This window comes from Methylobacterium sp. 285MFTsu5.1, assembly GCF_000383455.1.
Classification (GTDB): domain Bacteria; phylum Pseudomonadota; class Alphaproteobacteria; order Rhizobiales; family Beijerinckiaceae; genus Methylobacterium.
In genome coordinates this window covers 24,323-31,591 of sequence record NZ_KB911309.1, presented here as the reverse complement: position 1 = coordinate 31,591, position 7,269 = coordinate 24,323, and the positions used below count along the sequence as shown (strand labels likewise).

The window sequence follows — 7,269 nt, the reverse complement described above, 5'->3', positions numbered from 1 at the left end:
TCTCACCGTTGGACCATTATCTGCGCTCGGGCGAGATGCAGGGACGCTGGCCGAACCCGTACTTCGATCCAGCCTGGTACCTGCACGTCCACGCAAGCAAAATTCAAGATCAAGATCAATCATTTGGAAGGCGGCCTTTAGAACATTTTATTACATCTGGTCGATATAACCGCTGCGACCCGAGTCCTCTCTTTTCCCTCGATCATTACCGCCGACTTAATCTCGATTTGGTTCATTCCGATATTGAGCCTTTGCAGCACTATCTTCAGTTTGGCATTCACGAAAACAGACCTATTAGCAAAGTTCCCGAGCCAATTAACTTCGTGCCTAGCGGAAAGAATGTATATATAATAGACGCCACCTATCCAACGCCTGATCGGGATTCTGGATCGGTTGATGCCGTCAACCTAATTAAACTGCTGATCTTTCAGGGCTATAAGGTCTATTTCTCCGCCACCGCTCAATTTAGTTCTGCGGCCGCGGATGAAATAATGTTAGCGGCTCGACGCTCCGTCGTTCAGCTTGGTGTGACGATAATCGATGAACATAACGCGGTCGATATCGAATATTTTATCGATTGTTACGGCAGAAATTTTGATTTGTTTATTCTTTCGCGAGTTTATTGCGGCGGATTTTATTTTGAGTCGGTGAGAAAGTTTGCGCCTGACGCGAAGATTATATTTAATACATTGGATTTGCATGGGCTGCGCGAACGAAGAGCTGCATACCTCCACAACGATAGAGTAGGTTTGAATCGATCGTACGGGACTAGCGAGCGGGAGCGGTATCTAGCAAGGCTTTCTGATGCTACATTGGTGGTCTCTGTCGAAGAGCAAAAACTGCTTGAAAACACAGCTCCAGGTGCGCGCTGCTACACAGTTCCCCTTCTACGAGATATCCCGGGCTCGAAAAAGGGGTTCGAAGAGAGAAGAAATGTAGCGTTCATAGGTGGATACAAGCATCTCCCTAATGTTGATGCTGCTACCTTTTTTCTCGACAATATCTGGCCGATTGTGAGAATAAAATTGCCGAATGTTGAATTTCACCTCGTTGGCGCTGATCTGCCTGAAGAATTAAGTGGTAGAAATGACCCGGGTTTGAGAATCGTCGGTCATATCGGCGATCTATCCCAAGAATTGGATAATGTTCGCTTGACTGTGGCGCCGTTGCGGTATGGTGCTGGAGCCAAAGGTAAAGTTGTATCTAGTCTATGCTACGGAGTGCCATGTGTTGCTACCCCAATTGCGGCGGAAGGCATGTCGCTTGTTCATCGAGAGACGGCTTTGATTTCTAGGGATGTAGCAGAATTTGCGGATCTGATAATCCAGGCCTACAACGATCAGTTTTTATGGAATCTATTGTCAGACAAGGGCATGGAGTTTGTTCGATCTAGGCATTCCATGGACGCTGGGCAGAAGTATTTGCAGGATATTCTCGAGAACTTATAATATGATTGTTCTGAAATTGCGTGTGTGGCAGGTCAATCATATTGAAATGGCCTAGCAAATTCTGCAATCGCCGAGATTGTCGAATGGCCGACGCTGTGTTAAAAGACATTCGGTGAAGTCTTGCTGACGGCGTTTTCGATACCTGATCGCCCTGCCAAATCAATGAACGCTTTTGATTACCCAAGTCAGCCCATATTGAAAATGTGCGTTTTTGTATGAGGCCTTTGATTGAGGAGGTTAGTACGCAGACGGCCGACGTGTGGCTTGACTTGGCGTCTTATGTTTCCCGCCTCCGAGCCGACTGTGAGTCTGTAAAAGGAACTGCCTGTCTTGGTGTGTCTCGATAAGCGTGTGGGCGCCGTCGAGCGTTTGCGAACTCTCGCGTTTTTGCTGTACAGCGTTCATCTAGGTTCTATCTGAGGCTGGGGAAGCCGACCCCGCTCGGCCTACATTGCCTCATAACATGCTGTTGATATGGCTTTTTACAACGCGATTCAGCGGATGCTCCTCAGTCTCTTTGGTATTGGTGTCGATTGCACAGCCGAGCGAAGAATTGGAGCTTGTGATCTGTTCGATGCGGAGTGGTACCGGGCGACCCAAGCACCCAACGTGGCACCGGACCAAGCCGCGCGGCATTATCTTCAGGAGGGCGCGGCGCTTGGGCTGAGCCCCGGCCCGCTGTTCGACGGACCATGGTACCTGGAGAACAACGCTGATGTCGCCATTGCAGGTTTAAATCCGCTGCTGCACTATTTGAATAGCGGGCAATCTGAGGGGCGGTTGATCAGACCAGTCTTCGGCTCGGAGTTGGTGGCGCGAATCGCTACCTCTGACCTGTTTGACGCGGAATGGTACCGGGCGACTCAGGCCCCCGACGTGCCGCCGGACCGCGCCGCGCTGCACTACTTGCAGGAAGGAGCTGCGCGCGGGCTCAGCCCAAGCCCCCTGTTCGACGGGTCCTGGTATCTTGGGACCAACTCCGACGTTGCCGCGGCGGGCCAAAATCCCCTTCTGCACTATCTGAACGACGGGCGCGCCGAAGGCCGGCCGATCTGCCACTTCGCCGACCCGGCGGCGCTGGCGCGAATCGAAGAGTCCGAACTGTTCGACGCGAACTGGTACCGGACGACTCAGGTCCCCGACCTGCCGTCGGACCGAGCCGCGCGACACTATCTCCGCGAGGGCGCAGCGCTCGGGCGCAACCCCGGCCCCCTGTTCGACGGTGCCTGGTATCTCGGCAACAATCCCGATGTGGCCGAGGCTGGCGCCAACCCACTGCTGCACTACTTGACGAGTGGGCGCGCGGAGGGACGACCCATCCGCCTCGCCTGCACCCGCACCGCCGACGCGCGTGCGATCGAGACCCACCCCATCGTCCTGCGTGCGAGCACGCGCGCACGCGTCGTCGTCGTCGTCCACGCCTTCTACGTCGACGTGTTCGAGGACCTCCTGCCCCACCTCGTGCGGGCAATCCCGGCGTCCGACCTGCTCGTCTCAACCGATGAGCCCGCCAAGCAGCGCGCGCTGGAGGCTGCGGCGGAGCGCGCCGGGCTCGCCGAACGCTGCCGGGTCGTGCTGGCGGAGAACCGTGGTCGCAACTTCGGCCCCCTCGTCACCGTGTTTGCGCCCGACATCCTGCGCTACGACCTCGTACTCCACGTCCACACCAAGAAATCGCTGTTCAGCGGCGCTGAGCAGACGCGCTGGCGCGATGAGATCTACCGGGCGCTGTTCGCGAACGCCGCCTGTGCCGCCATCGCCCTGTCCTTATTCGAGGAGGACAGCCGGATCGGCCTGTTCTTCCCGGAGACCAGCGCGCACATCATCTACTGGGCGCACGCGTGGCTCTCCAACATCGGCACCGGCTACGGTCTGCTCGACCGCCTCGGGCTGCCCTATGACGGGTTCGACGAGTACATCGACTACCCGGTCGGCGGCATGTTCTGGGCGCGGGTCGATGCTCTTCGCCCGCTGCTGGTCGCCGGATTGACGCCCCAGGATTTTCCCGAGGAGCACGGCCAGACCGACGGGACGCTCGCCCACGCCATCGAGCGGGTCATCCCGATCGTGTGCCGGTCGCAGGGCTACCGCGCCGTATGCCTCGATTACGACCGCGGGCTCGCCCGCTTTGGCGGCAGCGCTCGCAACTGGCACCAGTACAGCGCCCGCACCCAAGATCAGGCGCTGCGGGCGCTGCAGGATGCCGACCTCGTCTCGTTCGACCTGTTCGACACCCTCGTAAGCCGCCCGGCCCGGCGCCCGGACGCCGTGCTCAAGCTCGTCGAGCATCGTATCGCGGCCGAGGTAGGTCGACCCATCCCGCTCTTCGCGGAGCGCCGGGCTGCCGAGAACCGGGTCCGCGCCCGCAAGCACCATCAGGGCGACGTCAACCTGTCGGAGATCTACACGGAGCTCGCCGCCTCCGGGACGATCCCCAGCGATGTCGTCGCGCGCGCGTGCGCTCTGGAGAAGCGGATCGACCTCGGTGCCCTGCACCCACGGCCTGAGGTCATCGCGATCCTCACGGCGGCGCATGAACGCGGCAAGCGCATCGTCCTGATGACCGACACCTACTACGAGGAGGCCGACATCCGCGGCATCCTCCAGGCGATCGGCGTCGCCGACCTGTTCGCGGCGCTCTACGTGTCGAACGCGGTCGGCGCCCGCAAGGACCGGGGCGACCTCTGGCGCCATGTCGAGGAGGCCGAGGCGGTGCCGCGCGCCCGCTGGCTGCATGTCGGCGACAACGAGCATTCCGACATTCAGGCGGCCTGCGACCGGCGGATCCCCTACCTGCACGTCGCCCACCCGGCCAAGATCCTCGCGCAGAGCGGGTTCGTGCGGGACGAAGGCAATCTCGCGCGGACGTGGTCGTCCGATCTGGTCATCGGCCACGCCATGTTGACGCTGTGCCGGAATCCGTTCCTCGACCGGGCCGGGCCGCCCTACCTGTCGCTCAGCTCGGCCCGCGACGTCGGCTACGTCGTGTTCGGGCCGCTCATGCTGCTGTTTATGTCCTGGCTGAGCCGGCACGAGGCCCTGGGCCGGGTCGAGAGGCTGTACTTTCTCGCGCGCGAGGGCGACTTTCTGGTCAAGGTCTATCGGCTGATCCGGGAGCGCTACGGCCTGCGCCATCTGCCCGAGGGTCGGTACTTCCACGTTTCCCGGCAGGTGGCGATCGGTGCGGCCCTCGGCACGGGTTTCCGTCCGGATCTGGTGACCGGGGCAGGCCGCTACGTGGGGAGTATCCAGTCCCTGCTCTGGAACCGGGCGAGCTTCACCGCCCCGGCGCATCTCGGACTGGACGGCCGCGACGTGCGGCTTCCGGCCGATGCCCCAGTCATCGAGCGCGTCATGACCGACCTCGGGCCGGAAATCATGGCCCATGGGGCGGACCTGAACGCGCGGTTCCGCGCATATGCCCGACAGGAGGGCCTCGATGCCGGAGGCCTCCACGCCGTGGTTGATGTCGGATACTCGGCCACGATCCAGAAGATGATGCAGCTGGCCCTCGGCCAGCCGCTGATCGGCCTCTACATGACGACCTTCGACGCGGCTCAGATGGTGGAGAGGGACGGCGGCACTGCCTTCAGCTGCTTCCGTGCGGGCGCCGAGAACCCCGAGACGTCATCGCTCCCCGTCCTAGCCTACGGCCTCGCGGTCGAGGCGTTCCTGACCGCTCCCCACGGGCAGGTCGTCGGCTACGAGAGCGCGGGCGAACGGATCGCGCCCCTGTTCAAGGCCGACCCGCGGACCCCCGCCGAGCACGATATCCTCGCCGAGCTGCACGCGGGCGCCGAGCAGTACATCACTGACACGCTCGATCTCTACGGACCGAGCCTCCTCCAAGCCGACATCCCATCGAGAGGGCCACAGGAATTCTTGCGTCTTCTGATGCAAGGGCTGATCGCCACCCCGTCCGAACCGATGCGGACGCTCGGTGTGGAGGACGATTTCTGCGGTCTGCCGATTCACAAGGTGTATGCGGGAGGGGGTTAGTCCGACGTCCGGCCGAGGCGCTGTCAGCGGATGCGCCTCAAGGAGCGACCGTGACCCTCTCCAGAGCCCGCCGCATCATCGCCGGCGGGAGTATGTAGTTCGCGTGCATCGGGTGGACGCCCTCCGCCTGCAGGGTGGTTCCGCGCACGAACAGAAGGCGCGCGCCGCTGGACTCGACGAAGCTGGAGAAGCCGCGGAAGTAGAATTCCGGGCTCTCGTGCGCGAGCGCCACGACCCGGGCGCCCGGTCGGCAGAAGATGCAGTTAATCAGGGCGGAACTCGCCGACCCGACGATGATGTCGGCGGCGTGGTACATCTGCACCTGCTCGGCGAAGCTGAGCTGCTCGGGCTGGACGACCTCGAACCCGTGGGGCCGCAGCGTCTCGACGATCTCGGCTTCGTTGACGAGCTGGCGCTGCGTGAACCCCCGCCGGGACAGGATGATGCGCCGCCCGGTCCGCCGGAGATCGACCCCAGCCGCGGCGAGCCGCGCGAGAATCCTGTCCCGCACGGCGGCGAGGATGTCCTGCGGCCAGATCGCGTCGTAGATCGGTAACCCCGGCCGGGTGTCGAACGGGAAGAAGGCCGGTACGGGTGCGAGGCCGAGTTCGCGGAACCGCGTCGCGACCGGGGGCAGCGTCACGATCGGCCGGTCGCGAGTGTCCATCAGCGCGACGATCTGGCGGTGCGTCTCCGGCATCCCGTCGTCGACACAGAGCGGCCATCCCGAGGGGCAGGCCGGATCATTGAAGCACAGCATGCGGGGGACGAATTCCAGCAGCCAGTGGCCGTACTGACGGCTCTGGAAGCCGAACAGCATCAGCCCGGCCTCGATCTCGCGAATCTCCGACGGCGCCTCGACCAGGGCGCGTTCCGTTCCCCAGACGGCCGTCATGATCTGACCCGGATTGACCCCGTCCTTGATGTCGGCGACTCCGCTCAGGGGATGGGCTGCGAGGTCGTAGATCAGGCGCTCGCCGCGGAGCACGACGTTGCTGCGGGGAAAGGTCAGGCAGTCCTTGAACAGCGCGACGTATTGCGGTGGTGCCTCGAGGATCCCAGGTTGGGAGGTCAGCGGGATTGGGCCGTCGAGGAAGGTCACGGCCGGGTCGGCGATCCGGCGGCCGGGTCGCAGTTCGTGATAGCGCCCGTGCCCCTCCCCGGCGGCTTGCCGGGCTGTGAGGATACCGTAGATGCCGACGGGGCCGAGACCGACGATCGACCGGGTGCTCTCGTGCAGCACCACGGCCTCCTCGTGCTGGCCCGCCTCTGCCAGAGCGTTCATCTGAAGTAGGCGCAGGTTCCTGATTTTCCGGCTGAGGCTGTCCCCGTCCACGGTCGCAAGGCCGGTATCGCCGCCGTTGAGGTCGTAGGCGAGGCGGTAGCATTGTACGGCGGGCTCCGCTCGGCCGCGGCACTCGTGGGTCCAGCCGAGTTGCAGCAGCGTCCGCGCGGTCTCGTACGGGATAGCCCCTGCCCCGTCCCGGCTTCGGAGTTCCGCAATATACGCCGCCGCGTTGGGCCAGAGCTCCTGCTCAATGAAGCCGCGCAGGCGTGCCACGGCGGCGTTCTGGTGCCAGCGCTGAGTATCGTGCGGGTCGATCGCGGCGGCGAGGGCGTAGGCGCGCGCCGCATCCCCGAATTGGGCGCCGCCCTCGAGCCGGAAGCCCAGGGCTTCGAGGTGCCGCAGGGTCGCGGCCGCACGTGGTCCCGACGGAGGTTCAGCGGTGAGCAGGGAGGCCAGAGTCTCCAGCCGGGTCGAGGCGTTGCCGCTGTCGATCGATCGGACAAGGTCGAGAAAGGTCGCCGTCGGCCTCATGTC

The 7,269-nt window shown here is 62.6% G+C and carries 3 protein-coding genes; 2 read left to right on the top strand and 1 reads right to left on the bottom strand.

The features are described 5' to 3' along the window. Together H288_RS34440 and H288_RS0129725 are read left to right on the top strand one after the other, a co-directional pair. A partial coding sequence (locus H288_RS34440; protein WP_158684271.1) for a glycosyltransferase occupies positions 1-1,448 on the top strand: 1,448 nt, incomplete at its 5' end. A 474-nt stretch (positions 1,449-1,922) separates the two neighbouring features. Beyond that, on the top strand, positions 1,923-5,447 hold the full coding sequence (locus H288_RS0129725) for a rhamnan synthesis F family protein (RefSeq protein ID WP_081636584.1): 3,525 nt from the start codon (positions 1,923-1,925) through the stop codon (positions 5,445-5,447). A 37-nt stretch (positions 5,448-5,484) separates the two neighbouring features. Here H288_RS0129725 and H288_RS33130 read toward each other — a convergent pair whose 3' ends face one another. Further along, positions 5,485-7,266 (bottom strand): glycosyltransferase family 61 protein, encoded by a 1,782-nt coding sequence (locus tag H288_RS33130; RefSeq protein ID WP_020096220.1) that lies wholly within the window; start codon positions 7,264-7,266, stop codon positions 5,485-5,487. Positions 7,267-7,269: the final 3 nt, after the last annotated feature.